Annotated in this window: 27 protein-coding genes; 13 read left to right on the forward strand and 14 right to left on the reverse strand. The window is 64.4% G+C overall.

All coding sequences use genetic code 11. From position 1 onward, the window contains the following. Window positions 1-9: 9 nt before the first annotated feature. Window positions 10-723 (reverse strand): TetR/AcrR family transcriptional regulator, encoded by a 714-nt coding sequence (locus AC3WUT_RS03440; RefSeq protein WP_492345678.1) that lies wholly within the window; start codon window positions 721-723, stop codon window positions 10-12. A 136-nt stretch (window positions 724-859) separates the two neighbouring features. Between AC3WUT_RS03440 and AC3WUT_RS03445 the strand changes: the two genes are divergently transcribed. The 5 genes from AC3WUT_RS03445 to AC3WUT_RS03465 all read left to right on the forward strand — a co-directional run bounded on the left by AC3WUT_RS03445 (window position 860) and on the right by AC3WUT_RS03465 (window position 7,456). Beyond that, window positions 860-1,840, forward strand: a complete 981-nt coding sequence (locus AC3WUT_RS03445; RefSeq protein ID WP_492345679.1) for a tripartite tricarboxylate transporter substrate-binding protein — start codon at window positions 860-862, stop codon at window positions 1,838-1,840. A 538-nt stretch (window positions 1,841-2,378) separates the two neighbouring features. After that, complete coding sequence (locus tag AC3WUT_RS03450; protein ID WP_492345680.1) at window positions 2,379-2,579, forward strand: hypothetical protein; 201 nt, start codon at window positions 2,379-2,381, stop codon at window positions 2,577-2,579. A 55-nt stretch (window positions 2,580-2,634) separates the two neighbouring features. After that, window positions 2,635-4,830, forward strand: a complete 2,196-nt coding sequence (locus AC3WUT_RS03455; protein ID WP_492345681.1) for a phosphocholine-specific phospholipase C — start codon at window positions 2,635-2,637, stop codon at window positions 4,828-4,830. Window positions 4,831-4,895: 65 nt separating this feature from the next. Beyond that, a complete protein-coding gene (locus AC3WUT_RS03460) occupies window positions 4,896-5,672 on the forward strand; it encodes a DeoR/GlpR family DNA-binding transcription regulator (RefSeq protein ID WP_492345682.1) in 777 nt (258 codons plus the stop codon). Window positions 5,673-5,842: 170 nt separating this feature from the next. Further along, window positions 5,843-7,456, forward strand: coding sequence for a sensor domain-containing phosphodiesterase (locus AC3WUT_RS03465; protein WP_492345683.1), 1,614 nt, complete (start codon window positions 5,843-5,845; stop codon window positions 7,454-7,456). On the opposite strand, the gene AC3WUT_RS03470 is transcribed toward AC3WUT_RS03465, so the two are convergent. From AC3WUT_RS03470 to AC3WUT_RS03485, 4 genes are all read right to left on the reverse strand, one after another. Then, the gene (locus AC3WUT_RS03470) at window positions 7,447-7,644 is read right to left on the reverse strand and encodes a hypothetical protein (RefSeq protein WP_492345684.1); all 198 of its coding nucleotides are present in this window, start codon (window positions 7,642-7,644) and stop codon (window positions 7,447-7,449) included. The two genes, AC3WUT_RS03465 and AC3WUT_RS03470, sit on opposite strands and share 10 nt — an antisense overlap. A gap of 110 nt (window positions 7,645-7,754) precedes the next feature. Continuing rightward, entirely contained in the window at window positions 7,755-8,117 is a 363-nt protein-coding gene (locus AC3WUT_RS03475) for an H-NS histone family protein (RefSeq protein WP_492345685.1), read from the reverse strand. Window positions 8,118-8,197: 80 nt separating this feature from the next. Then, window positions 8,198-9,220 (reverse strand): Bug family tripartite tricarboxylate transporter substrate binding protein, encoded by a 1,023-nt coding sequence (locus AC3WUT_RS03480; RefSeq protein WP_492345686.1) that lies wholly within the window; start codon window positions 9,218-9,220, stop codon window positions 8,198-8,200. A gap of 894 nt (window positions 9,221-10,114) precedes the next feature. After that, window positions 10,115-10,528, reverse strand: a complete 414-nt coding sequence (locus tag AC3WUT_RS03485) for a DUF3224 domain-containing protein (RefSeq protein WP_492345687.1) — start codon at window positions 10,526-10,528, stop codon at window positions 10,115-10,117. A gap of 195 nt (window positions 10,529-10,723) precedes the next feature. On the opposite strand from AC3WUT_RS03485, the gene AC3WUT_RS03490 reads away from it, so the two are divergent. Then, entirely contained in the window at window positions 10,724-11,536 is an 813-nt protein-coding gene (locus AC3WUT_RS03490) for an AraC family transcriptional regulator (protein WP_492345688.1), read from the forward strand. On the opposite strand, the gene AC3WUT_RS03495 is transcribed toward AC3WUT_RS03490, so the two are convergent. Beyond that, complete coding sequence (locus AC3WUT_RS03495; RefSeq protein WP_492345689.1) at window positions 11,533-11,925, reverse strand: VOC family protein; 393 nt, start codon at window positions 11,923-11,925, stop codon at window positions 11,533-11,535. The genes AC3WUT_RS03490 and AC3WUT_RS03495 overlap by 4 nt on opposite strands. A 167-nt stretch (window positions 11,926-12,092) precedes the next feature. Here AC3WUT_RS03495 and xseA point away from each other — a divergent pair, with 167 nt between their 5' ends. Continuing rightward, window positions 12,093-13,844 (forward strand): exodeoxyribonuclease VII large subunit, encoded by a 1,752-nt coding sequence (xseA, locus tag AC3WUT_RS03500; RefSeq protein ID WP_492345690.1) that lies wholly within the window; start codon window positions 12,093-12,095, stop codon window positions 13,842-13,844. Further along, complete coding sequence (gene xseB / locus AC3WUT_RS03505; RefSeq protein WP_492345691.1) at window positions 13,841-14,110, forward strand: exodeoxyribonuclease VII small subunit; 270 nt, start codon at window positions 13,841-13,843, stop codon at window positions 14,108-14,110. The genes xseA and xseB overlap by 4 nt, the downstream gene beginning before the upstream one ends. A 529-nt stretch (window positions 14,111-14,639) precedes the next feature. Here xseB and AC3WUT_RS03510 read toward each other — a convergent pair. Together AC3WUT_RS03510 and AC3WUT_RS03515 are read right to left on the reverse strand one after the other, a co-directional pair. Then, window positions 14,640-14,831 carry a hypothetical protein gene (locus AC3WUT_RS03510; RefSeq protein ID WP_492345692.1) on the reverse strand — a complete coding sequence of 64 codons (192 nt, stop codon included), beginning with the start codon at window positions 14,829-14,831 and terminating at the stop codon, window positions 14,640-14,642. 384 nt (window positions 14,832-15,215) lie between these two features. Next, window positions 15,216-16,304 (reverse strand): radical SAM/SPASM domain-containing protein, encoded by a 1,089-nt coding sequence (locus AC3WUT_RS03515; RefSeq protein WP_492345693.1) that lies wholly within the window; start codon window positions 16,302-16,304, stop codon window positions 15,216-15,218. A 240-nt stretch (window positions 16,305-16,544) separates the two neighbouring features. Here AC3WUT_RS03515 and AC3WUT_RS03520 point away from each other — a divergent pair, with 240 nt between their 5' ends. Further along, on the forward strand, window positions 16,545-16,919 hold the full coding sequence (locus tag AC3WUT_RS03520; RefSeq protein ID WP_492345694.1) for a methyl-accepting chemotaxis protein: 375 nt from the start codon (window positions 16,545-16,547) through the stop codon (window positions 16,917-16,919). Window positions 16,920-17,009: 90 nt separating this feature from the next. Next, window positions 17,010-17,300 (forward strand): hypothetical protein, encoded by a 291-nt coding sequence (locus AC3WUT_RS03525; RefSeq protein WP_492345695.1) that lies wholly within the window; start codon window positions 17,010-17,012, stop codon window positions 17,298-17,300. A 46-nt stretch (window positions 17,301-17,346) separates the two neighbouring features. Here AC3WUT_RS03525 and AC3WUT_RS03530 read toward each other — a convergent pair whose 3' ends face one another. From AC3WUT_RS03530 to AC3WUT_RS03555, 6 genes are all read right to left on the reverse strand, one after another. Then, window positions 17,347-18,357 carry a fumarylacetoacetate hydrolase family protein gene (locus AC3WUT_RS03530; protein WP_492345696.1) on the reverse strand — a complete coding sequence of 337 codons (1,011 nt, stop codon included), beginning with the start codon at window positions 18,355-18,357 and terminating at the stop codon, window positions 17,347-17,349. A 40-nt stretch (window positions 18,358-18,397) separates the two neighbouring features. Next, the gene (locus AC3WUT_RS03535) at window positions 18,398-19,177 is read right to left on the reverse strand and encodes an SDR family NAD(P)-dependent oxidoreductase (RefSeq protein ID WP_492345697.1); all 780 of its coding nucleotides are present in this window, start codon (window positions 19,175-19,177) and stop codon (window positions 18,398-18,400) included. Window positions 19,178-19,196: 19 nt separating this feature from the next. Next, a complete protein-coding gene (locus AC3WUT_RS03540; protein ID WP_492345698.1) occupies window positions 19,197-20,195 on the reverse strand; it encodes a Bug family tripartite tricarboxylate transporter substrate binding protein in 999 nt (332 codons plus the stop codon). A gap of 151 nt (window positions 20,196-20,346) precedes the next feature. Beyond that, entirely contained in the window at window positions 20,347-21,252 is a 906-nt protein-coding gene (locus AC3WUT_RS03545) for a helix-turn-helix domain-containing protein (RefSeq protein ID WP_492345699.1), read from the reverse strand. 99 nt (window positions 21,253-21,351) lie between these two features. Continuing rightward, on the reverse strand, window positions 21,352-22,716 hold the full coding sequence (yjjJ, locus tag AC3WUT_RS03550; RefSeq protein ID WP_492345700.1) for a type II toxin-antitoxin system HipA family toxin YjjJ: 1,365 nt from the start codon (window positions 22,714-22,716) through the stop codon (window positions 21,352-21,354). 109 nt (window positions 22,717-22,825) lie between these two features. After that, window positions 22,826-23,845, reverse strand: a complete 1,020-nt coding sequence (locus tag AC3WUT_RS03555; protein ID WP_492345701.1) for a DNA-binding protein — start codon at window positions 23,843-23,845, stop codon at window positions 22,826-22,828. A gap of 108 nt (window positions 23,846-23,953) precedes the next feature. Here AC3WUT_RS03555 and AC3WUT_RS03560 point away from each other — a divergent pair, with 108 nt between their 5' ends. The 3 genes from AC3WUT_RS03560 (at window position 23,954) to AC3WUT_RS03570 (ending at window position 25,982) form a co-directional block, all read left to right on the forward strand. After that, complete coding sequence (locus AC3WUT_RS03560; protein WP_492345702.1) at window positions 23,954-25,057, forward strand: site-specific integrase; 1,104 nt, start codon at window positions 23,954-23,956, stop codon at window positions 25,055-25,057. 194 nt (window positions 25,058-25,251) lie between these two features. Next, window positions 25,252-25,458 (forward strand): YgaP family membrane protein, encoded by a 207-nt coding sequence (locus AC3WUT_RS03565; protein ID WP_492345703.1) that lies wholly within the window; start codon window positions 25,252-25,254, stop codon window positions 25,456-25,458. A gap of 2 nt (window positions 25,459-25,460) precedes the next feature. Continuing rightward, window positions 25,461-25,982: an RNA polymerase sigma factor gene (locus AC3WUT_RS03570; protein ID WP_492345704.1), complete on the forward strand. Its 522-nt coding sequence runs from the start codon at window positions 25,461-25,463 to the stop codon at window positions 25,980-25,982. Window positions 25,983-26,024: the final 42 nt, after the last annotated feature.

Below are 26,024 nucleotides of genomic sequence, written 5' to 3' on the forward strand. Positions count from 1 at the left end.
AACTCCTGTTCAGTGGGTGGGGGCGGCACAGGCGCCGCGCATGCCATTGGCGATGAAGCGCACCAGCAGTGGGCCGGCGTGTTCGTGGTCGCCGGGCTGGTTCTCGCCCCGCGACAGGCGCTCGATGCGCTGGTCCGTCACGTGGTGCAGCAGCGCGCCCAGGGCAAACTGGTAGCACCAGGCGGCCTGGCTTCGTGTGGCCTGTGGCAGGGCTTGGGCCAGGGCATCGATGAAGGCATGGGCCAGGGGGTCGAACAGCTCACGGATGATGGGCTCGTCTTCTTCGAGGTGGTCGCTCATGCCGCGTGCCAGCATGCGCAGGAAGTGGCGCCCTTCGGTTTGGGCGGCCACTCGCAGGGTAGGCAACACAAAAGCAGCCACGATGGCGTCCAGCCGGGCTGCGGCAGGCTCGCTTTGACAGGCCTCGGCGAGGGCCTGCAGGCGCTCACCGATGTAGCCGGCCCGCTCGCGGAAGATGGCGTGGTACAGCGAGAGTTTGGGCCCGTAGTAGTAGCCCACCAGGGCCAGGGGGACGCCTGCTTCGTCGGCGATGTCACGGATCGACACGCCATGAAAGCCGCGAGCAGCAAACAGACGCTCGGCGGCCTGCAGGATGTTCTGCTGCCGATTGGGTGCCCCGCCGGCGTCGCCGCCAGAGGCGGCACGGCGCGATTTGGCACGGGTGGGTGCCGGGATTGGGGTGGTGGTTTTCTTCGTCGTCATGGCTTGTTTGTACGTTCGTATAAAAATATTGAACACTCGTACAAACCATTAGGTTGAAGTGCTTGGAATGCAATTTGTACGTTCGTATAATTATTGCACAAGCGTACAAACAAACCCAACCCGAAGGAGACACAACATGCTGACCAGACGCCACTTCAACCTCATCGGCACCAGCCTGGCGACCGGCGCCTGGGTGGGTGCCAGCGCAGCCGCCGAAGCCAACCTGCCGGTGGCCAAGATCATTTCGGGCTTTCCCCCGGGCGGCACGCTGGATGTGATTGCCCGCCGGGTGGCCGACAAACTGCGCGGCCCTTATGCGGGTGCCGTGCTGGTGGACAACCGGCCTGGTGCGGCGGGCCAGATCGGCGTGATGGCCCTCAAGGACAGCCCGGCCGACGGGAGCAGCTTGCTGATCACGCCCTCGTCCATGCTCTCGATCTACCCTTACACCTACCCGCGGCTGCGCTACACGCTGGACGACGTCAGCCCGGTCTCGCTGGCTGCGCACATGGACCACGGCCTGGCCGTGGGCCCTGGGGTGCCCGAGTCTGTCACCACCTTGAAAGACTTGCTGGCCTGGGTGGCCACGCACCCGGAAGGGGCCAATTTCGGCAGCCCCGGCGCAGGTTCGATGCCCCATCTGGTGGGTATCCTGCTGAACCAGTTGGCCCACGTGGACCTGCGCCACATCGCTTACCGAGGCACCGTGCCCGGCGTGCAGGATCTGCTGGGTGGGCAGATCAGCGCGTTCTGGGGCCCGATCGGTGATTACCTGCAATACCAGAAGGTGGGCAAGTTGCGGGTGCTGGCCGTGGCGGCACCCGCCCGATCGGTGTTCCTGCCCCAGGTGCCCACGCTGCGCGAACAGGGTTATCCGCTCAATGTCCGTGAGTGGTATGGCTTTTTCTTGCCCGGCAAGGCCCGTGCCGACGTGCAGCGGCGCGCCTCGGAGGCCATCGGGCAGGCTCTGGCCTTGCCCGATGTGGTGGAGGCCGGGCGCTCCTATGGCCTGGAGATCAAGGGATCAAGCCCGGAGGCGTTGCAACAGATGCTGCGGACCGATGCGCAGCAATGGCGGCAATTGATCCAGCAGACGGGCTTCAGCGCCGAGTCGTGAGCCCGCCGCGTTGAGCGGCGCCAGGGGGCAGGGGCACCCCTTGGTTCTGCTTGAGCCCCAAGGGGCTTGCAACAATCGGAGATTGGTTGTCGCCACCCGCGTCCATGGCCAGGCGCGGGCGCGGTGCTTTGAGCCTCTTGCCCTTGCGTTTTACTTGGTGCTACGCGTGGCGCTTGGCCCACGCTCACTCAGAAGGCCAGGCTGGTCAGCGGCGGCCGGCCCAGGCGCCCGCAGTCCTGCCTCGAAGGCTGTTGAGGCCTGCCCAACTGCCCATGCGCCCAGCGGCCTATTCACCCTGGCGCTCGTGCTCTCTTGAATCGTCATCGATGCCCTTCGTGGTTTGCCGCGATCGGGCCGCCACCAGGCATCGGCTCCTGCCCAGGGCTGGTTGAACGCCATGGCACGTGAGCCACATAAATCCACAAAGTCACACAAACGCAACTTTGTACACATAGGATTGACAGTGCGTTAACCAACGACTTGGCGGCCCAGGCTGGCCCAAGCCCCGTTCAACCCACCTGTCTCCGGGATATTCACGATGACGAACACCGATTTGCAGCGCTGCACCGCTGCGCCCCAAAGCCCCGCGCCCCAGCGCCTGGACAAACCTTCGAAGCCGCTGTGGCGCGGGCTCGCCCTGGGCCTGGCCCTGAGCGCAACCCTGGTCGGCTGCGGTGGGGGTGGCAACAACAACTGCGGATCCGCCGGCAACACCCGAGTCCTGCACTGCGCGCCCTGAGCTGGTTCTGCCGCCCGGGCCTCTCTGCCACCCACCACTGAAACACTGAGCTGTCATGACATTCAATCGTCGCCATTTCCTGCGCTCCGCCGGCCTTACCACCGGCTCCACCCTGGCGCTGAGCCTGTTCCCGCCTGCCATCCAGAAGGCCCTGGCCATTCCGGCCAACAACCAGACCGGTACCCTCAAGGACGTCGAGCACATCGTGCTGCTGATGCAGGAGAACCGCTCCTTTGACCACTATTTCGGCAGCCTCAATGGCGTGCGCGGCTTTGCGGATCCGTTTGCCGTGCCCGTGCCCACGGCCAATGGCGTGCAGGGCAAGACGGTGTGGTCGCAGCCCAATGCCACGGCAGGCGTGACACCGGCCGTGATCGCGCCCTTCCGACTCAACACGGTGCAGAACTTCGAGGTCATGCGCGTGCAGGGTACGCCGCACTCCTGGAGCGATGCCCAGGGGGCCTGGGACCAGGGGCGCATGAGCTACTGGACCAAGTACAAGGCCAACCATTCGATGGGCTATTTCACCCAAGAGGACATGCCCTTCCAGTACGCGCTGGCCAATGCCTTCACGATCTGCGATGCCTACCATTGCAGCTCGCAGACCGGCACCAACACCAATCGCTTGTTTGCCTGGACCGGAACCAACGATGGCCTGGCCAAGGGCAATGGCCCTGCCACCTACAACGACTACGACTGGTTCGACGCAAACCCCGGTAACGACGGTGGCTACACCTGGACAACGTACCCCGAGCGCCTGCAGGCCGCTGGCGTGAGCTGGCAGGTGTACGAGAACATGGAGGACAACTTCACCGACAACTGCCTGGCCGGCTTTCACAGCTTTCGCGATGCCTATTACCAGCGACCCGGTTACTCCGAGGCGTTGCGCCAGCGCGGTGTGAGCACGCGCGACCTCGACAAGCTCAAGGAGGACGTGCTGGCCGGCAAGCTGCCGCAGGTGAGCTTCATCGTGGCCACTGCCGAGGGGTCGGAGCACCCGGGGCCCTCCAGCCCGGCACAAGGCGCCGACTACACGGCCAAAGTGCTGGACGCGTTGACCTCCAACCCCGATGTCTGGAGCAAGACCGTGCTGATCCTGAACTTCGACGAGAACGACGGCTTCTTCGACCATGTGCCCCCACCGGCACCGCCGTCGTATGTCAGCTACAACGCCGATGCCTCCAAGGCTCAGTTGGCGGGTGCCAGCACGGCCGATGCCACGGCCGAGTACCACGAGCATCTGGTGACGTACCACAACTCGGCCGCCGAGCAGGCTTTGCTGCACCGCCCCTATGGCCTGGGGCCGCGCGTGCCCATGTACGTGATTTCGCCCTGGAGCAAGGGGGGCTGGGTCAATTCGCAGGTGTTCGACCACACCTCGGTGTTGCAATTCATCGAGCGGCGCTTTGGTGTGATCGAGAGCAATATCTCGCCCTGGCGCCGCGCCGTGTGCGGCGACCTGACCAGCGCTTTCAACTTTGCCGACCCGGACAACACGGCGTTCTACAAGAGCCTGCCTGCCACGCAGGCGCTGGCCGACCGGGCGCGGGCCCTGCCGGGCCGCACCACACCGCTGCCGCCGAATGCCCCGGCCATGCCGGTGCAGGCCAAAGGCACCCGGCCCTCGCGCGCACTGCCTTACGAACTGCACGTGAGCGCAGTGTGTGCGCCCAGCAGCCAGCAGGTCAGCCTGATCCTGGCCAACACCGGCAAGGCGGCCGCGGTGTTCCATGTCTATGACCGTCTGCACCTGGACGCGATTCCGCGCCGTTATACCGTCGAAGCCGGCAAGCAGCTCAGCGGCGTGTGGTCGGTAGCGGCCGACAACGGCCTGTACGATCTGTGGGTGCTGGGGCCAGCGGGCTTTCACCGCCACTTCAGCGGCAATGCCAAGACCCTGAATGCCAGCGCCCAGCCCAACCCCGAGATCCAGGTCTGCTACGACGTGGCCAATGGGGACCTGTTGCTCAAGCTGCACAACACCGGCAGCGCCGCCTGCACGTTCAGTGTGAAGGCCAATGCCTATTTCGACGCCACGGCCCAGAGCGCCAGCGTGAGCCCCGGCGGCGAAGCAGTGATGGCATGGGCACTCAAGGCCAGCGGCAACTGGTACGACTTCAGCGTCAGCGTGCCGGCTTTGGCGGGCTACTCGCGTCGCTTTGCCGGCCGGCTCGAAACAGGCGAGCATCTGATCAGCGACCCGGCCATGTATGGCAGCGCGGTGTCCGATCAGCTCGTCATCAAGTTCTGAGCATCGGATGAAGCCCTGGCCGCGGCCGGCCCCCCGGGGGGGCGGTCTGCGGCATGATCGAGCCCATGTTTCAAGAAAAACGTCACCACCGCATCCTCGCCTTGCTGGCCGGCAGCGGCCATGTGAGCACCGAGCGCATCGCCAAGGACCTGGGGGTCTCGCGCGAGACCGTGCGGCGCGATGTGTTGGTGCTGGAGACCACGGGCCAACTGCGACGCGTGCATGGTGGCGTGAAGCTTGGTGGACCTGAGTCCGAGCCGCCGCTGCAGCAGCGCCTGCAGACCAACACCCTGCAAAAGCGCGCCGTGGTGCAGGCCGCGGCCCGCCTGCTGCAGCCCGGCCAGTCGGTGTTCATCGACGCGGGCAGCACGGTGTCGATGCTGGCCGAAGAACTGGCTTCGCTGCAGGGGCTGACCATCATCACCAACTCGTTCGATGTTGCCCTCAAGCTCGCGGCCCCCGGATACGACGGTGCGCCGCGGCACCAGGTGCATCTGCTGGGGGGGCGTCCCCGGCCTAGCCTGGCCGCGACCTATGGCGACAGCACAGTGGCCGAGCTGATGCGCTGGCGCCCCGACTGGGCCATGCTGTCACCCGTCGGCATCGACGCCACGCTGGGCGCCAGCAGCTTCGAGCCGGCCGAGGCCGAACTGGCCCGCGCCATGGTGCGCCAGGCGCACCGCAGCGTGCTGCTGGCTGACGACAGCAAAATCGGCGTGCAATCGCGCCTGTCGTTCTGCACGCCAGATCAGGTCCACGGATTGATCACCAACCGGCGTGCCGCTCGCCACCCGGCCTTGCTGGCCCTGCAGCAGGCGGGCTGCGCGATCACCCTCGCCTGAGTGGCCTGTGCCGGGGGCCGCGGGCCCGATCCAACGGGTTCACCCGACGGGGCTGGGTGAAATCCCATCTCTCCGAAGGGGATTCCCCCGTACACTGACTGCCGGTAGTGGTCGCCACTGCCGGCGGTGCTTTGGGCCGCACTTATTCCCTCCCTGTGTGATCAACAGCCATGACGACCCTCGCGAGCATCGATCAAACCCGAGCCTGCCTGTCGGGCGCCCTGCAGGCGGGCGAGATCTGGCCCGCTTTTCAACCCCTGGTGCACCTGCGCAGCCGCCGGATTGCGGGCTTCGAGGTGTTGGCGCGCTGGACCTCGCCGGTGTTGGGGGCCGTGCCCCCCGGGGTGTTCATTCCGCTCGCCGATGGCCTGGGCCTGCTGCACGAACTCAGCCTGCACCTGATCAGCGAAGCCTGCGCGCGGGCCCGGGACTGGCCAGGCGATTTTTATCTGGCTTTCAACCTGGCGCCCAGCCAGTTTTTGCGGCCTGAACTGGCCGCTGAGGTGCTGGCAGCGGTGAGCCGGACAGGCTTTCCGATCCAGCGCGTGCAGGTTGAAATCACCGAAAACGCCTTGTTCCACGACAACCAGGTGGCCCGCCGCAGTGTCGACGCCATCAAGCAGATGGGCGCCACCTTGTCGCTGGACGACTTTGGCACCGGCCACTCCAGTCTGACCCGGCTGCAATCGCTGCCGTTTGACGAGATCAAGATCGATGCCAGCTTTGTGCGGGCGCTTGAGTCCGATTCAGGCAGTCTGAAGATCGTCACGGCGGTGCTGGGCCTGGGGCAGAGCCTGGGGGTGCACGTGATCGCGGAAGGCATTGAGACCGAACGCCAAGCCAAGCTGCTTGAGCAGCTGGGTTGCGTTCTCGGCCAGGGCTACCTTCTGGGCCGCCCGGCACCCCATGCCCAGGCCCAGGCGCAGCTGGCGCGAGATGGGTGCCACAACGGCCATGACTCGCCGCTGGACGCCTCTCCTTTCCAGCGCCTGCACCAGCTCGAAACCTTGTACCAGGATGCACCCGTGGGGCTTTGCTTTCTGGACACCGAAATGCGGGTCATCAGTGCCAACCCCAAGGTCATCCAATACCTGGGCCTGGGGCAGGTCGAATTGCGAGGGCAGCCGGTGACACGGGTGTTGAGCCAGCCGGGGGCATCGGGCTTGCTGGACGCGCTGCAACAGGTGCGTGCCGGGGCTGATCTGGCCCCCTCTGAGTACAGCCACAGCGGCACAGGCGCAACTTTCCTGGTGGCCCATCAGCGCGTTTGCAATGAACTGGGCGAGTGGCTGGGTATTTCACTGGTGGTGATCGACATCACGGCGCGGGTCACGGCCGAGCGCGTTCTGCAGCAGAGCGAGGAGCACTTCAGGCGCTCGATCGAACTCGGGCCCAACATTGCCTGGGCTGCCGGCCCTGACGGTGTGATCGACTATATGGGGCCGGCTTTCGAATGGACCCCGCTCAATTCAGCGCAGGAGCGCTACCAGCGCTGGCGCGACCGCATGGATCCGCAAGATCGCAACCGCGTGCACGAAGAGTGGCTGGCACACCTGCCCAGCCGGGCCCCGTTCAAGACCGAGTTTCGCATTTTGTGGCCAGACAACAGCTGGCGCTGGGTGCGCAGCCAAGCTTATCCCCACCTGGACGAGCAAGGCCGGGTGTTGCGCTGGTACGGCATCATCATGGACATCTCCAGCGAACGCAGGCTGGAGGAGCGCGTGGCCGAACTGGAGCAGAAGATGACCCACTGGGGCCTGCCGGCCCGTACCGATCAGGCGTAGGTGTTGACCGAGTTGCCCATCGTCTCAGTGGGCTTGGGGGGCTGCGGCTGGGGGTTGCTGGCGGGGGCTGGCGCCGCGCCGGCACGGGTGCCGTCGTTGTCGCCATCCGCATCCACGCCGCCGGTTTTGGCCACCGGGGTCTGGGCTTGGTAGGGGTTGCTGGAACCTACGGAAGAAATGCTGGACATGATGATCCTGGGTCAGGGTTGAAAAAGCGCTTTGTCATCGTTTGTATCGACATGCAGACAATTGGGCTGAAGCTGCTTTACCTGCCAGCAATTTTCCGCAGGCCTGGGGATCAGGTGCCGGTGGCCGCGTTGCTGTTGGCGTTGGCACTTTGCACCTGGATGCGGAAGTGCTCGATGGTGCCGTCTTCCATGGCGGCCTTGATCCAGTTGGGCTTGCGGCCCTTGCCGCTCAAGGTACCGTCCCAGGACAGGCCCCGGCCTGGATCGTAGAAGGTGGCCGGGCGCTTGAGCTTGTTCGGCGCATGGGTTCGACTCAGTGAACTGAGCGCCACCTGTGACGGGGTGAGTTGAAACTGTTGCACCAGGGTTCGGGCCAATTCGACGGCCTCTTTCCTCTTGGAGCGGAACAATTCATCGCGTCGCGCCTGAAGCTGCGCGATTTGCTGATCGAGGGATCGGATTTCATTGAACATAAGCCCGCTATTTTAGGGACTTGTGAAACGGGTTCGCCGCCTGGGCCACCGGCCCGGCGGCATTGCCCTGCAGGGTTGGATCAATCCAGCGAGGCGCCAGCCTTTTTGATCACGTCGGCAAAGCGGCTCGATTCGCCATCCATGAACTGCTTGAACTGATCACGGGTGGTGGGGAAGGGCTCATAGCCGAACGAGGCGAATTTTTCTTTCACGTCGGCTTCTGCCAGGGCTTTCTCTACGTCACGCTTGATCTTTTCAGCCACGGCGGGCGACACGCCCTTGGGTGCGGCGATGGCGTTCCAGCCCGTCACCTCGTAGCCCGCCGGCCCGCCGGATTCGGCCACCGTGGGCACATCCGGGAAGTTGGCCAGGCGCTTGGGCGCAGCCACGGCCAGGAAGCGCAGCTTGCCGGCGCGTTGCAGAGGGCCGGCGGTGGCGCTGGTGCCCAGGGCAAAGGTCAGCTCGCCATTGGCCACCCCGGTGTACAGCTGCGTGGTTTCCTTGTAGATCACGTGCACCATGTCCGTCTTGGTCATGCTTTCCAGCAGAGCCGAACCCAGGTGCACCGGGTTGCCCACCGACCACGAACCGTAATTGAGCTTGCCAGGGTGGGCCCGTGCATCGGCAATCAGGGCACCCATGTCCTTGTAGGGGCTGTTGGTGGCCACGTTCACGAAGAAGTAAGTCTTGAACAGCGGCAGGATGATGTCGAAATCCTTGGCCACGTCGTAGGGCAGCTTCTTGAACAGGTGCGGGTAGGCCGCGATGTGCACGTTGTCGAGCTGGATCAGGTCGTGCCCGTCGTTGGCGCCCCGCTTGAACGCATCGATCGCGATGAAGCCGTTGCCGCCTGGGCGGTTTTCCACCACCACCGGCTGGCCCCACATGCGCGACAACTTGTCTGCCACCAACCGGGCCACGCCATCCGGGCCGCCCCCCACCGGGAAGGGCGTGATGATGCGCACCGGCTTGGTCGGGAACTGCACCGCCGGGGCGCTGCTCTGGGCCTGGGCTGGCAGCAGGGCACCGGCAGCACCCAGGCCGAGGGCCAGAGCGGCCAGGCGACGGGTCAGTGACAGGGGGGAGCGAGGAGCATGTTGCATGGATTGTCTCGGTTGTCGGAGGAAGATACAGACGCTTAAACGGTCGGTTTGAGCGCTGTTCGCGCGTTCTGGATTGTCGACACTCGGGTAGGCCCAGGCCAGTGAGCTGACGTCATATCAGCTAGAACGAATTGGCATGACGCTGCGGTAGCTATGCCATGAGAAATAGGTGGTGCCACCCGATGAGGTCGGCGCTGTGCCTGGGCTGCTCGGGGGGGGCGCTGGGGCAAGTCTTCAGCGGTGCAGGCTTTCCCATTGCACCCAGGCACCCGCACCTTCGTTTGCCGGACTGTGCCGAAACCCGATCAGCGCTTTTTGCACATCGCCGCCAGCGCCCGCCCAGGTCGATAGGACACCAGTCCCCATGGGGCGCACACGCGCCGGCTGATCGCGCTTCGTCCAGCAATGGATGGCCGTGGACCCCGCGCACCAAGGTGTGCGGCCGCGATGTTGGCCCGGAGCCCCCGCTGCCTGTTACAGGCCCATGGATTCATACCGCATTCACACCCGTGCCCCTGCGCGAGGCTTGAAGGCAGCAAACACTGCGCGTCCAGCGGCATGCTGGCTGCCGGCCCCGGCACAGGCCGACCTCGTTGTGGCCGGGGTGCCGAGGTACAACAACGCACCGGCTACGCCGTTCAAGGCCTGTATCGACCACATCGTCCGCGTCGGGCGGACCTTCGGCCTTAACCTCAGTTGCGGCGGTGGGCCCTACTGGCCCTTGCTGGCCGAGCGCCACCCTGTGGCGGCCTGCGGCCCCACCGCCTTTGCATGCCTGGGTGTAGGAAACGTTGATGGTGTCGCCATCAAATATGACGAGCTCACCGACCCCCAGCGGGTTGGTTCGAACAGCCCGGCCGATGCAGCCGCGAACCCTCTGGTGCAAGCCCTGTCTCACGGCGCTTGGTCAGGCAGGGTGAACTCGAACCGGTAGGCGTGGGTGCCGTCGGCAGCGATATCAATGACCATCTGTCCTGACAAGCCCGCCAACGCTTCTGTTCCCGAATCCGGCACCACCTGGATCGACTGTGCCGGGACACCTCGGGTCATGGTCGAGCTGTGCTGCAGGACAAAGCTCCCACTTCGCCCGTCAAGACGGCCACGCACCAACTCCATGGCGACGTACCCGGCCGAGCCATCGGTGGCGCTTCGGAAGGCCAGCATTTCTCCGGTACTGGTTGCGTCCAGCGGGCCGTGGAATCGTTTGTCGAGAGACATTCGCTTCAGGCCGCTGGAGGCAGCCACGCTGCTCAGCGCCTGGGGCGCGATCTGGATGTCGAACAAACCGTTTGCAGAATTTGAAAACATGGCGGGCTTTGGAACAAGGGGTCAAGGGTTGGTTGCGGCGCCTGCGGCGCGAAAGTGGCCGACGCAGGCGCTGCGACAATGAAGTACGAAGAGCTTTCGATCACCTGACTTTTCAGGGTGGCTCTGAATTGAACAATATCGCGCAAGATGACGATTGGAAAAACGCGACGGCCTGTGGCATCCGAGCCGAGGGGCGTGCTGCACGCGCTGGTGGCTGGCGAAATCGAACACCACAGAGTGGCACCGTTACCGGCACTGGCCGATTGGGTTGAGCATTTCTGGCGGGTGCGCTGGAACCTCGAAGGGCTGGCACCCAAGGTGGTGGAAACGCTGCCTCACCCGAATGTGCATCTTGTCGTTGAGAAGGGTTCAGCCCGGGTGTTCGGCGTTCATACCGGGCGCTGGACACGCGTGCTGGAGGGCCGCTCCACCGCCTTCGGCATCAAATTTCGACCCGGTGCCTTTCGCCCTTTCCTGGGGGGCCCTGTCTCTGGCTTGAGGGATGCATCGCTACCGAGCGACACATTGTTTGGGGCTGAGTCCCATGAGTTGAACGCCATCTCCGACTGTGGTCACGACCCCGGAGGCAACGTTCAAGCGGTCCAATTGGCGACGCGCTTCTTGCTGGCCCGACTCCCTGCTGCCGATCCGAATGGCCTGCTTGCCGGCCGGATGGTCGACAGCGTCGTGGATGATCGCCAAATGCACAGTGCCAAGGCGCTTGCCGATCAGTTCGACATGAGCCTGCGTGCCACGCAGCGCCTGTTCAATGACTACGTTGGCATTGGTCCGAAATGGGTGATCAACCGGTACCGTGTGCATGAGGCGATTGCACGGGTGCAGGCCGGTGGCGCTGTTTCCTGGACAGCTCTTGCGCTGGATTTGGGGTACTTCGATCAGGCGCATTTCATCACCGACTTTCGCAAACTGGTCGGAGAGACGCCGGTGGGCTATGCGAGCAAATGGAACGAATCGAACCTTTCGAGGCTGGCCGCCTTGGGTGCCTAAGCACCCATCGGCGAGCACAGTTCGATCAGGGTTCCGTCTGGGGCGCGAACATACGACACCACTTGGCCCCAGGGCTTGCGGCTGGGCGCGGCCAGTTCGGTGGCGCCTGTCTGAAGGGCTTTGGCATGGGCCGCCTCGACCTCGGTGGTGACCAGGCCCAGCTCCATTCCCAAGGGGGCTTTTGACTCCGACGCCGCGACATGGCCGCCCGGGAAATTGCCGTGCCCAAGCGCATGGTCCGCGAAGGCCAAGGTGGTTTCGCCGGTGTTCAATTCACCGTAGGTGCCAGATTCGTGCAGAAATTTCACTTCAAAGCCGAACGCGGCCGCAAAAAACTGCAGCGAGGCTTTGACATCGGGCACATAGACGATGGTGTATCCGAGCTTCATGGTGTTCCAGTTTCTCTAGGGGATGCGCGGGCGCCAGGCCCAGGCAAATGATCCTATCAGCCCATGGCCCGGGCCAAACGGCGGCGGTGGTGGGAATCATCCTTGATCGTGCAGACCGCCCACCTTTCAGCCCTGAAGCATGGCCGGGAGGCCGTACCATTGCGGCCATGAGCGACACCTACCTCGTCACCACTTACGCCGACAAGGACCAAGTCAAGGCCCTGGGTGCCCGCTGGGACCCGGCGCGGCGGCAATGGCGGGTGCCGGCCGGGCTGGACCTGGGGCCTTTTGCGCGCTGGCTACCCCAGGGGCTGGCGCTGGAGCCGGTGGCCAGCGCGGGGGCGGTAGCCCGTGCCGCCGGCACGGCATTGACCGAGCCCTTCAGCGGCAGTGCCGGTGCCCTGGCCCCGGCCGATGCCAAGGGAATTTCGTTGTCGCGTCTGCTGGGCGGCGTGGCCGTGGCGGTGTCCGATGCCTTTCGCGAAGGTGTGTGGACCACGGTCGAGGTGGTCGATGTGCGGGCGCGCAACCATGTCTACCTCGAAGTCTCGGAGCGTGACCTGAGCGGCAACACGGTGGCCAAGGCCCATGCCGTGATCTGGTCCAGTGTCGCCCAGCGCATCCTGCCGGCTTTTCAGCAGGCCACGGGGGTGGAGCTGGCGGCAGGGCTCAAGCTGCTGGTGCGTGCCCGGCCCGTGTACAAGGCGCAGTATGGGTTTTCTTTGGAAGTCGACGAGATCGACCCCAACTACACCCTGGGTGATCTGGAGGCCAGCAAACGCGAGATCCGCGAGCGCTTGCGCCGCGAGGGCCTGTTCGCGCTGAACCGCGAACTGCCTCCGCCCTGGGACTTCAATCATGTGTTGGTGGTGGCGCCCGAAGGCGGCGCGGGTCTGGGCGACTTCCAGGCCGAGGCCAGCCGGCTGGAGCGCCATGGCCTGTGCCGCTTCGTCTACGTGTACAGCCGCTTTCAGGGCGAGGGGGCATCAGCCGAGATCCGGCTGGAGTTGCTTGCTGCGTTGGAGCAGATCCGCGCCAATCACCCCTGGCTGCCCGATGCCGTGGTGTTGATCCGGGGCGGTGGGGCCGTCAATGACATGGCGTGGTTGAACGACTACGCACTGGCGCGCACCCTGTGCGAACTGCCGGTGCCGGTGTTCACCGGCATTGGCCACGAGCGCGACAACACCGTGCTCGATGAGGTGGCCCACCAGCGGTTTGACACCCCCTCGAAGGTGATTGCCGGCATCGAGCAGGTGATTCGCGAACGGGCTCACCAGGCTCGCGCCCTGTTCGACGGCATTGCCAGCCAGGCGCGCCGCAGCGTGGAGCAGGCCCGCCTGCAAGCGACGCAGCTGAGGGCCCAGGTGCATGCGGGGGCGCTGGGCCAGGTGGCGCTGGCCAAGGCCGGCGCTGGCCAGGCCATGACGGATGTTCGGTTGCACGCGGTGGTCACCGTGCGCCAGGCCACCGATTCGGCCCAAAGCCGCCTGGGCGAGGTGCAGCAACTGGCGCGGGCCCAACTGCAGTCGGCCCAGCGCGAGACACCTGCGCTGATCGGAGAGATCCGCGCCGAGGCGCGCCAGATGCTGCGCACGGCCCGCCTGCAGGTGAGCAGCGACCTGGAGGCCATCCGCAGCCAGGCCAGGGCCGACCTGCGCCAACAGCAGGACCACCTCAGCCGCAGCCTGGGCGATATCGGCGCGCTGGCGCGCCAGGCCGTGGCCCAGGCACGCCAGGGCAGCGAAAGCCTGATGCGCGAGATCGCCGGCCAAGGCCCCGGCAAGACCCTGGGCCGGGGCTTTGCCCTGGTGCGCACCGACTCGGGCGAACCCATCACCAGCGCCTCGACCACTGCGGCCGAGGTGACGCTTCAATTTCACGACGGCCAGCGCGCCGCAACCCTGCTCAAGCCATGAAACACAGCTTCAAGGAATCCTATGGCGTTCTGCAACGCCACGCCCAGACTCTGCGCGAACAGCGCGAACCCAACATCGACGACCTGCTTCAGATCGTGGAAGAGTCGGTGAGCGCATTCAAGATATGCCAGGCCCGCATCGATGCGGTCGAGAAAGCGCTCGAAAAAGAGTTGGGCGAACCCCAGCGCGACGCCGCCGAGCGAGGCCAGGTGCCCTCGGCGGCCCCGGCAACGAGCCTGGCCACCGACGACGACGTGCCGTTCTGATTCTGAGGCTGGGGGAGAATCGCGGCGGCGCTTGAGCCTACGGGTGAACGTTTTTCTGCTCGAGCAAGAGGGGGTGGCCTGCAGCTTGAGTTGAACTTCCGCGCTGGCTTTCGCAAAAGGTGCTCATCCATGAATTAGTTTCAGGATTTTTGGGAAACCAAGATGGCTTGTTGATACCCCACGAGCGCCGTGTGTTCGGACTGGATCACCCTCGTGGGTTTGCTGCACCGTGGTGCTTGGTGCCTTGCGTCAGACCCCAGATGCCGCCAATGCTTCTGGCCCAAGACACATGTGACGTGCCCTGGTTGAACGTGGCGATCAGATCTGCTTCATGGCAAACGAGTTGGGTGGCACAGCCAGGCCCAGGGTGTCGCGCAGCGTTCGGCCCGGGTAGCGCGTGCCGAAAGTTGCCTGGTCCTGCAGCCGGGGTACCACCTAAGCCAGTAAATCATCGGCCCCCAGGGGCATGCTGGTCGGCAGCACCACAAAGCCGTCCCCACCACCTTCGGCGTTCCAAAGCTGGAGCTCGTCAGTCACCTTGCTGGCAGTGCCCCCCGGGGGGAAAGCCCAGGCTCTGGGCGTAACACATGCCCCGTTGGGGCACTGTCCAGCCCTCGTCTCTCGCCTTTTGCAGCACTGACTTAAAACGCCCGCGGCCGCCAGTGATCTGGTTGGCAATGCCTGGCACGCGCAGGTTCAGCGGGTACTGTGTCAACCCCATGGTTCATGCTGGCCGACATGAAGCTCAGCGCCACCTTGGGCAGCACCAGATCTTTCAGTTCATGCTCATTATCCAGCGGCTCGCGCCGGGTCTGAGCGGTGGTGCCCACCACTGGGCCCGCAAGTTGCAAAGCCAAGGTCGCTGCGGTAGGTTGCGATGGAGAGCTCGGTGCAACCGGACACTGTCCAGCGACTCGACTCTTGATGCCAACAAGAGGCGCAGTTTCACCACGCTCAAGACGACAGGCTCGAAAAGCGCGCCCTGCGATCATGGGCAATGAAACGCGACAGACCGCCGAGATCGGATAGCATCCATATTCACTGTAAATCTACCGGCTTCGTTGGCTGCCCCCTTAAAAAACAAGAAGGATAGAGGTCAACCTCGTCATTGGTATTTTTTCTGCAAGACAGCGCGATGCTGATCAAGATCCTCGTAAACGGGATAGTGATTCACCATGACACACCCAGCACAGGCGTCTAAACTCCGCCAGGAATGAGCTAGCTGCGCCAAGCGGAATTTTTTTAAATTGGGTCCATTCCAAATTTCTTGCACGCTCATCTCTTTGATAGAGCCTACGTTTGTTTTGTGATGCCAGTCCGAGCAGCAAACGCCTACGTCTCCATTCATGTGGATGGAGAGCGAGTAGAAAGGTGACGGGCATACCGACCTGCCCTCAGACAGGCTGACGCCCGTCATGCCTTTGGGTGTCATACCAATGAATTGAACGGATTTTTCTGTGACAGGCATCAGGTTTTCAATGGCCACGGAATCCGCAATCGGCGTGAAGATTCGGAAAAACTCATGTTTATCCTGATCGGACATTCCAATGTCGATGATCTTCACGTAAATAAATGTTTTATTGCCGTGGCGATTCACCGCAGAACGGAATTTCGTGATGTTTGAGATGATGTCTTTAAATGAAATCGCGACATCGGTGGTTTCTAGATAACCTTTGTCTGATAAAGCCTCGATGGAAATTCGAATTTTGTTCAAGCCTGCTGCAGCAATCTTCTCGCCCCGCTCTTCATTGAGTAAGGCTGCGTTTGTAATCAGCGAAACTTCTCGCACGCGTTTCGAATTGACCGCGTAATCGATCATTTCGGATATTTTCTTGTTCAGTAGTGGTTCGCCGTAATTGCCCAAAACTAATTCATCAACCCTCTGCGGGAATTCCTGCAGATCGTTAATCAGCTTTTTAAATAGGTCCAGCTTCATCACCCCAGATTCAACGCCTGCTGCCTTCAATGATTCTGGTTCTGCTTGTGGGCAAAAAAAGCATTTGAAATTGCATCCACTGGCAGGGTCGACATGTATTTTCATCGGTGTACTCAGAGGCAAGGCTTTTGCCAGCCCGCGACCACGGCCGAGCACAAAATACCGCCAGTGCATTCTGGCCAAGCCAAGAACAACTTTGCCTGCTCGAAGCGTGCCAGCAGCCGTAGCAAGTTTCAATATCTGTCCGATTGCCGACATCGCTTCGAGTCCTTGAATTTCGATAGAAGTTTATCGATGCTACACCACCAAATCGTCCAGTTCCGGCAGGCCTCAGGTTGAGCTCTATACCAAATCAGGGGCTTTCAACGAGGACAGCCCGCCAGACCCGCCACAGCCGTAACTCACCCATAGGTGGCCTGAGGTCGTGTGAGGCGGGGAGGGCCTTCCGCCCGTGCGGGGGCGCGCTGTTGCACACATCAGCTGGATGGCCGCACAGCTTTGAGCCAGAGTTGGATTTCCGAGCCGGTCGAGCACCAGCTTGCACAGGAGATCGCCAGCGGCAACACCGACCTTTCCAGCCGCACGGAGCATCAGGCGGGCAATCTGCAGCGCACGGCCTTGGCCATGGCGCAGATGAGTCGGCTGATTGATCACAATACCGAGACCGCACGCCTCGCGATCGGGCTGGCCACGGCGGTCAGCAGGTCGGCCACTGGTGGCACCGAGGTGATGCAGTGGGTGACAGACACCACGGCTGAAATCCCGCGCAGCAGGGCCAGGATCGGCGACATCATCGGGGTGATTGATAGCATCGCCTTCCAGACCTATATCCTGGCCCTGATTGCCGCACTGGGAGCCGACAGAGCGGGTTGACAGGGGCGAGGTTTCGCTGCGGTGGCGACCGAGGTTCGCACCCTGGCTTAGCGCTCGGCCGAGGCCGCGAAAGAGATCAAGTCACTGACCGTGAACAGCGCAGAGACCGTTGAGGCTGGGGCCAGCTTGGTGACCGAGGCGGGGCAGCAGGTGGGCAACATCGCCAACGAGGTGCAGCGGGCGGTGGACCTGATCCACGAGATCGGCGAATCGGCCCAGGAGCAGTCGAAGGGCATCGCGGCTGTCTCGGCGTCGGTCAATGAACTGGATCAGTGGACCCAGCAGAATGCGGCATTGACAGAGCGATCGGCCGCTGCTGCAGAAAGCTTGCGTTTGCAATCCGATGAATTGGCTCAGGCGGTGAACTCCTTCAGGTTTTGAGCAGTGCGCTTCTTTCACTGGAGCAGGAGGTTTTGCGCTCGGCCCGCTATTCCACGCTTGCGCTGGCCACCACCCGCTGCTCAATCACCCCGAACGGCCCTGGCTGACCATCGCCCTGAATCCCGGGCCAGCGCGCCTCCATGCGCACGCGGTCGCCAAACTGCATGAAGGCGGTGCGTGGGCCGCCGTGGTCCAGCATCTCGATGACTCGGCGTTCGGCGATGCAACTGGAGCCGACCTCGCGCGCACTGTTGGAGACGGTGCCCGAGCCGATGATCGTGCCTGCGCTCAGGCGGCGTGTGCGGGCCGCATGGGCGATCAGTTGGTGGAAACCGAAGTTCATCTCGCCGCCGTGCGGGTGGCCGAACCATTGGCCGTTCCAGTGCACCTGCAGCGGCAACTGCACGCGCCCGTCGCGCCAGTGCTCGCCCAGTTCGTCGGGCGTGATGGCCACGGGGGCGAAGCTGCTGGAGGGCTTGGCCTGCAGAAAGCCGAAACCGCTGCGCATTTCGCGCGGGCCCAAGGCGCGCAGGCTCCAATCGTTGATCTGCACCAGCAGGCGCACATGGGCCAGGGCCTGTTCGGGCGGGGTGGCCATGGGCACCTCGTCAAGCACTACGCCAAACTCGCCTTCGAAGTCGATGCCATCGGCCTCGCTGGGCAGTGGCACGTCGGCCTGGGGGCCCAGAAAATCGTCGCTGGCGCCCTGGTACATCACGGGGAGGGTGTCGAAATCGGGGATGGGCGCGGTGTTGAAGGCGCGTTCCATGAGGCGGCCATGGTTCAGGAAGGCCGATGCGTCGCACCATTGCGGGCTGCGCGGCAGCGGGGCCTGGAGGCTGGCTGTGTCCAAGCTGAAGGCGCCGGGCAGTTGGCCGGCGTTCAGGGCGTCGTAGCGTTGCTGCAGCGCAGGTGCCACCTGGGCCCAGTGCTGCACGGCGTGCAGCAGGCTGGGGGCGATGTCGCTGGCGTCGACGCCCTGTTGCAGCGGGCGCGAGACCAGGATCAGGCGGCCGTCGAGGTGGCCTTCGGGGTGGGCGAGGGTGGCGAATTTCATCAAGGGCTCCGGGTCGGGGCGGTGAGGGATGTGGGCGGCTTCAGTGGCCGTCAGAGATGGTGGTGCCGCCATCGACCACCAGGTTCTGGCCGGTGATGAAGGCGCCAGCGGCGCTGGCCAGCAGCACGGCCAGGCCGGCCACTTCGTGGGGCTCGCCCACGCGGCGCAAGGGGGTCTGGGCCAGGCGACGGCGCATGAAGTCGTCGTTGGCCAGCAACCCGGTGGCCAGCGGGGTGCGGATCAGGCCGGGTGAGATGGCATTCACTCGCACCCCCTGGGGCCCCCATTCGACGGCCAGGTTGCGTGCCATCTGGGCCAGGGCGGCCTTGCTCAGGCCATACAGGCCGATGTGGGCATTGCCACGCAGGCCGGCAATGCTGGACATCAGCACGATGCTGCCCTGGCCGGTGGCGGCCATGCCGGGCAGCAGGCCGGCGCACAACTGGTGCACGCTTTTCAGGTTGACGGCCATCACCTGGGCCCAGTCAGCATCGCTGACTTGGTGCAGTGGGCCGGCCGGCCCTTGCAAGCCGGCATTGGCCACCAGCACCTGGGGCGCACCGAAGGGCGTGGGGGCGGCGTGGATCAATGCCTGCACCTGGGCCGGATCGGACAGGTCGCAGGGCAGGGCGGCGGCGCTGTGGCCGGCCGCGACGAGGGCCTGGCAGAGGTCGCCGCAGGCCGTGGCGTCGCGGTCGCTCACCAGAACCCGAGCCCGCTGGCGGGCCATGGCCCAGGCCAGGGCCTGGCCCAGTCCGCCGGTGGCGCCGGTGATCAGCACGGTGCGCTGGCTGAGGTCAAACAAGTCGATGCCTGTCATGGACAGTGCTGGCACGGGCTCAGTCCAGCGTCACGCCCACGGCCTTGATGACCTGGCCCCAGCGTTCGGTTTCGGACTGGATGAATCGGGCGTACTCGGCGGGGCTCAGAGGTGCGGGGGTGACCGCGAAGTCGCCAAAGCGCTCCATCACCTCGGGTGATTGGACGGCCTTGACGACGGCCGCATGAAGTTGCGCCACCACGGGGGCTGGCGTGCCCTGGCGCACCACCACACCTGTCCAGCCCGGGGCATTGAGCTTGCCCAGGCCCAGTTCGGCCAAGGTAGGGACCTGGGGCAGTTGGCGCAGGCGCTTGTCGCTGCCCACCACCGCCAGAGCGCGCAGCTTGCCCTCGCGCACATAAGGCAGGCTGTTGGCGGCGACGTCCAGCATCAGGTCGATGTGGCCGCCCATCAGGTCCTGCAGGGCCGGGGCGGCGCCTTTGTAAGCCACGTGCTCCAGATTGCCGCCGGTCTCGCGACGGTACATCTCCATCCAGATGTGGGGCTGGCTACCGATGCCAAAAGACCCGTAATGCAGCGGCTTGTCGGCCTTGGCGGCCAGCTGCAGGTCGGCCAGCGACTTGATCGGGCTGTTGGCGGGCACCACCAGCACCAGGGCCGAGGTGAGCAGGCGGGTCAGGGGAATGAAGTCTTTCTGGACGTCGTAGTTCAGCCGTGGGTAGAGGGCGGCGTTCATGGCGAAGGGGCCGATGTCGCCATAGAACAGGGTGTGGCCGTCTGCGGGCAACTGCTTGACGTAGGCCGCTGCGATCTGCCCGCCTGCACCCGGCTTGTTCTCGACGATGACCGGCTGCTTGAGGCTGAGCGTGAGTTGCTGTGCCAGGACGCGTGACAGGGCGTCGCCGAAGCCGCCAGCCGGGTAGGGCACGACCCAGGTGACGGCATGGTTGGGCACCCAGGTGGTGGTGCTGTTGTGGCTGGTGTTGGCCTGTGACCAGGCGCTGGGGGCCAGCGCTGAAGCGATGGCCGAGAGAAGGAAGTTGCGTTTGCTGTTCACGGTTGTCCCCATGGTGTGGCGGCGGTACACAGCCCTTGCCGGAGCCGTGAGGCTTGGCCGGGCGGAGTTTGACGCTCAGTGTGCTGCCAGGGGCTGGCGTGAAATTGCGGGTGTTGTCGCTTTCTTGCGGTGTGGGGCCGGGCTGGGCGGGTCAGTGGGCCTTGCGCAGGGCACTTGGGGTCTGGCCCCAATGGTTCGCAAAGCGCTTGCTGAAATGTGAAGCGGTGGCAAAGCCCAGCTCGGTCGCGATGTCGGCAATGGACTTGCGGCTGTGACGCAGGCGATCCAGGGCGCGCTCCATCTTGCATTGCAGGACGTAGCGATGAGGCGTGAGGCCGGTGCTGAACTTGAAGCAGCGGCTGAAGTGATAGGGGCTGAGCTGGCAGGCGTCGGCCATCTCCTGCAGGGTCACGGCGCGGTGCAGGTGGCTGTGCACCAATTCGGCCACGGTCTGCAGCTGGCGCCGTGTGAGGCTGCTGGGGCGGGGTGCCTGGCTGGTGGGGGTTCGGTAGTGTTCGAGCAGGTGCACGGCCACGCTCATGGCCATGCCTTCGGCAAAGCGCGGCTGCAGCGAGGAATTGTCGGCCAGCGAGGTGATCAGTGTGCGGGTGATGTCGGCCAGCAGGCGATCTTGCACGCCAAAGCAGCTGCGCAGCGCGCCAGCGCCCAATGGCGCGCCATGAACCCGCTCCAGCCATTGGGGAGACAGGTCCAGGTGCAGGTTGTCGCGGGGCAGCTCGGATTGCCAGTAGCTGGGCGTGTCGGCCGGCAGGAGCAGCACTTCGCCGGTACGCCATTCGGCGTCTGAATTCAGGCTGCCGTGCTGCTGCAGCAGTCGGGTGGGTGGTCCGTTGCGCACAATGATGCAGTGCTTGCCAGCCGGCGGGATGTAGAGGTCCGAGGCGTCGGCCACCTGATGCCACACCGACAGCCCATGCCAGGGTCGGCCGCGGCTGGATTGGCGGATCTGCTCGTCGGGCACCGCTGCCAGGGGCTCTTCCAGGTAGGTCTGCTGGGCCTCGGACCAGCGGCGTTTGTCGAACGTGTGCAGGGGCATGTCTTGTCTCGGCGCTTTGTTCTTGGAACCCGCATTATTGGCGAGTTGCTGGGCGTGTGCCTGCAGGTGGTTCCGCTCCTGTCGCTGGGCGCCACGCGCTCACGCGAGGTGCGCGATGCGCGTGCGGGCCAGGGCGACGTGGGCTTGCAGGGTTGCCAGGCAGGGGGCAAACGAGGCGCTCAGCGGGGCCCGTGCCAGGCCTTGCACAAAGGACTCAGCCAGCGGCAGGGCCTGTTGCCAGGCACGGGCGCTGACCTGATCGGCAATGTGCAGGTTCAAGGGCCGTTGCGGCAGGTCGCCTCCGGTGGTGGGGGCGAAGGCCATGGGGGTCATGTCGTAGGCCGGTGCCAGGGTGTAGGGGCGGCCGGTATCGGACATGAAGGAGAGGTTGCCGGCGTGCATGTCGGTGTTGCCGATCAGCGTGCCGAAGGCCCAGAGCAACTCGGCCCCCTGCACCGCCGCGGCCTCAACCACCCCTTCACGGGCCAGGGCTCGGGTCATGTCGGGCCAGCGGCCTGGGCGGCCAGCAAATTCGGCATCCAGGGCTGCCAGAGAGTACAGGGCGTGGCGGCCCCGGGCGCCAACCCGGTCAAAGCGTTGCACCTCCAGAAAGCGTTGTTCGCCATGGTCCAGTACAGCGCAGGCCGCGGCGGGTATGCCGTGCTCGCGCAGTACCTGCAGCGCCAGGTATTCGGCCCACAGCAGGTCGCGCCAACGCTGGCTGACGGCGCCCGGCACCGGGGCACTGAACTTGACGATGACGTGCGCGGACGCCGTTGCGCCGTCTGGCGCAGCAAGCTCGGCATACGCCGTGAACTTGGGTTGCTCCCCACCGGCGGAGGAGCCCGGTAGCTCGCCCTGGGCGGCGGCGGCGGCGCGGCTGGCGTATTGCAGGGGCTTGGTGGCCAGGGGGATGGCTTCCGGGGCTGGGGCGTTGATGAATTGCTTCAGTGCATCGCTGCCCAGAAGCAAGTTGCCAGGCAGGTCGCTGCCTTGCAGCAGCAGGGCCCGCAGGATGTCGGTGTCGGCCCAGTCCGGCAGGCGTTCGGGCAGGCCCAACTGGGCACCATGGCGCTGGTTGTAGGCGCGGCCCAGATAGCCCTGGGGGCGCATGTCGAACACCCACCAGGGCAGGCTGTCGCTGAAGGTGGCCGGAGCATCGGGGGGCCGCATCACATAGGCGTTGGCGTGCACGGGGATCAGCAGGCCCTGGCTGAGGACCTGCCCCGCCGGCGAGACGCTGTACACCGGTGCCTGCAGTGCACTGCGCGAGGCGTCACGCAACGCGTATTGAATAGATCGGGCGGCCCCGATGGTCACAACTTCATTGCCCAGCGCCTTCAGGGTGCGTGACACGGTGGGCTGGCTGGCTTGCAGAGCCTGCATGAGTGATCTGGCGGTCTGAGCGCCTTGCCGAAGGCAATGGCGTGCCTGCTCGGTCAATGGGCTGGTGGTGCTGTTCACGGCTTGGAGCTTACTGGATTCGAGTGCTCATGTGAATAGATGAATGAATAGATATTTGAATGAATATTTGAATGGATATACGAGTTGATATTTCAATTTTGCCCAGCCATCACGGGCGGCGGCGTACCCGCACGCCGCCGCCGCCGGGACGGGCTGCCGAACGCAGGGCGGGGCGTTTGGCTTCTTTGGTCGGCGGCGTTGCCGGGTGGCCAACGTTCGGTGCCTTGGCTGCAGCCGTCTTGAGCGATGCGGCAGCCCACTGCTCGCGCAACTGTTGCAGTTCGGTCTGTTGCTGGGTCAGCAGGTCTTGCGCCAATTTCAGTTGCGCGTTGGCCACCCCCAGGCCTTGTTGCAATTCGGATGCCTGTTGTTGCGCCTGGGCCAGCGCGGCCTGATGGGCTTCACGTTGCTCTTCGAGCAGCTTTTCAAGGCGTTGGCGAGTGGCACGTTCCGTCTTGGCCTCCTGGCGGGCGCGGTCGATTTCGAGACCGGCACGGGTGGCTGCACTGTCGGCACGTTCTTCGGTTTTTCGGCGGTCGTCATTCAGGGTTTTCAGTTCAGCCTGGTGACGGTCTTCGTCGGCGTGACGCCGTTCGCGCAGCAAGCGCAGGTCTTCTTGCAGGCCCAGCAGGTGCTGGTGCTGGCCTTGGGCCTCCAGTTCGGCCTGCTCCAACCTTTGCTGCAGGGTGCTGTTCTGTGCCCGCGCTTCGCCAAGCGCTTGCTCCTGGGCTTGCAGGCGGGCCTGCATCACGGCTTCGCGTTGGGTCAGGGCCTGGGCCTGCTCGCTGAGGTCGGCTTCGCGTTGCTTCAGGGCTTCGCGCTCGGCTTGCAGGGCGGTATCGGCCTGGGCAGAGGCTTCTGCCTGCGCCTTGGTCCACAGGGTTTCTGCAGCCTGCAACAGCCAGTCGGGCAACTGGTCGCCCCAACCTTGGGACCCAGCCAATCCGCGCACCCGTTTGCCAAGACCGGCAAACCAGATCTCCAGCATGGGGGCAATGGTGTTTGGTGAACCATGGCCCAGGTGCAGGCGCACTTTTTCGATGGTGGGCCGCTGGCCCTGGGCCAGCAGTTCGTCGGCGGCGCCATCGACCTGGTGCTGTTGTACGCCACGAGAAGAACGGGTTTGCATGGGTCGGTTCCGATGTTAAAATAACAGGCGATAAATGATGTTTATCGTGATTAAATGCAAATATAAGTGTGTAATCATACTGTGTACGTGTGATTTGTAATAGATGGAATGTCCATGAACCTCATGCTTCGCCAAGTCTCGGGGGCCCTCAAGCCCAGTGAATTGAGCGCACACAGCCAGAAAGCCGTGGACGAACTGATCCACGAAGGCGATTCCGAAAACACCTTGCGCAGTTACCGGTCGGCGCTCCGGTACTGGGCCGCCTGGTTTCTGGTGCGGTATGGCCAGAAGATCGAACTGCCGGTGCCGCCCAGCGCGGTACTGCAATTCATCGTGGACCATGCCCAGCGCACCACGGCCGATGGTCTGGCCCACGAACTGCCTGAGAGCCTCGATGCCGATTTGGTGGCCGCAGGCTTCAAGGCCAGGCCAGGCCCGATGTCACTGAACTGGATCGTGCATCGGGCGGCGGTGCTGTCCAAAACCCATCAGCTGGCCGGGGCCAGCAACCCCTGTGAAGATCCACAGGTGCGCCAGTTGCTGTCGCGCACCCGGCGGGCCTTTGCCAAGCGGGGCGAGTTGCCCAACAAAAAGGACGCGCTGACCAAAGACCCCTTGCAGGCCTTGCTGGACACCTGTGACGACTCGCTCAAGGGTTGCCGTGACCGCGCGCTGCTGCTGTTTGCCTGGGCCAGTGGCGGGCGTCGGCGTTCTGAGGTGGCGGGCGCCGACATGAAGTTTCTCAAGCGCGTGGGTGCGCAGGATTTTGTCTACAAACTGGCCCATTCCAAGTCGAACCAATCCGGTATCGACCGCCCCGAAAACTACAAGCCGATCCAGGGGGTGGCCGCCCAGGCGTTGGAGGCCTGGCTGGCCCAGGCCGGCATCCGCGAGGGACTGATCTTCCGGCGGGTGCTCAAGGGCGGGCACCTGGGCCCTGCCCTGTCGCCCGCCGCCGTGCGCGACATCGTGAAGGCACGTTGCCTGCTGGCGGGCATCGAAGGCGACTTTTCGGCCCATTCACTGCGCTCAGGCTTTGTGACCGAGGCCGGTGCCCAGGGCATCCCGCTGGCCCAGACCATGGCCATGACCAGCCACCGCAGCGTCGCCACCGTGATGGGCTACACCCGGCACGTGGGCGCTCAGGCCCAGGCGGCCGCGAACCTGATCCGTTCGCCAGACGTCCCGGATACCGATGCACCCGGTCGGTGAATGAGGCGTGCCGGTGCCGAACCTGTGAACCTTTGACTGGGTATTGTTGAATGGTGGCTCAGCGCGCCCCGGATGCCTGTGCAGGTTGCGGGTGCCTACTGAGAAATAGGCAGCCCCACGCGAACCGTTTTGACTGGATGGCGCCTCTTCACCAGGGAGGATGGTCCTCACATCAATCTTTACCGGAGTTCGTCATGGTGTATGTCAAGAATGTTCCCACCTGGGAGCGCGTTGTTCGAGTGGCCGTGGGGCTGGGGGCGGTGGTTTTCACCGTTCTGAACTGGGGTTCGCCATTGGCCATGGGGGCCGGGGCCATGGGTGCCGTGCTGTCGCTCACCGGCCTGGTAGGCTTTTGCCCCATGTGCGCGATGGTGGGCAGAAAGCTTCACAAAGGGCACTGAACATGGGGTTCCCGGCCGATCAATCTCAGCTCATCCAGGCGGCCCAGACGGGCGACCCCGCTGCCTTGGCCCGCTTGTTGGCCGTGTGCCAGGCCGATGCCCGCCGATACGCCCGCCGGCACTGCCAGGCCAGCGATGTGGATGACGCGGTGCAGGCGTCTTTGCTCACGGTCATGCAAAAGGTGCAAGGCCTCAAGGTGGTCGCGGCCTTTTCTTCATGGTTGTTCGTGATGATCCGGCGTGAGTGCCGCCGGTTGGAGCGCCTGGTCTTCAGGTATGACAGCCTGGACGACGAGCTGACCGAGCGTCAACTGGCGGCACGCAGTGACGACGTGTTGCGGCTGGACCTCGCCAAGGCGCTTGAGTCACTGCCGGCGCATTACCTTGAAGTGGTGTTGCTGCGTGATTTTGAGGAGTTGACGATCGCCGAAATCGCAGCACGTCTGGGGGAGCCGACTGGCGCCGTCAAAAGCCGCCTGCATCGGGCCCGGGGGCTGGTGCGCGAATACCTGCTTGGCTCCTGAGTGCGGGCCTGCTGCCCTGCTGCCCTGCCGCCCGCGGGCCTT

The sequence above is a fragment of the Curvibacter sp. EU05-FHT14A10 genome (assembly GCF_058791075.1).